Source organism: Rhizobium sp. Rhizsp42, from assembly GCF_047304155.1.
Classification (GTDB): Bacteria; Pseudomonadota; Alphaproteobacteria; order Rhizobiales; family Rhizobiaceae; genus Rhizobium.
Genome location: NZ_JBGLYS010000146.1, coordinates 1 through 273, shown reverse-complemented (window position 1 = coordinate 273; position 273 = coordinate 1). Strand labels below are relative to the sequence as shown.

1 protein-coding gene is annotated in these 273 nt (G+C 64.8%); it reads right to left on the bottom strand.

Going from position 1 to position 273, the window contains the following annotated elements; all coding sequences use genetic code 11:
- A partial coding sequence (locus tag ACCD05_RS31885; protein WP_413397683.1) for a thiamine phosphate synthase occupies positions 1-257 on the bottom strand: 257 nt, incomplete at its 3' end.
- Between the last annotated feature and the right edge of the window lie 16 nt (positions 258-273).

The window sequence follows — 273 nt, the reverse complement described above, 5'->3', positions numbered from 1 at the left end:
GCCGTACGCCACGCCTCCGCAAGTTCCCGTGCACTGGACTTGGGGTCGGTACTCCGGCAAATCGCCGAGACGACGCTCAGGCCGTCACATCCCACCCGGGCTACGTCTTGAGCATCGGATGCGCTCACCCCACCGATGACGCACACCGGCCACGGGCTGGCGTTGACGACATCACGAATCTCAGCCAGGCCGAGCTCCCCAGCCTCAGGTTTGGTTCCAGTACCATGCAGGGCCCCAACTCCCAGATAGTCGACGATGTCACGCCCCTGGGAC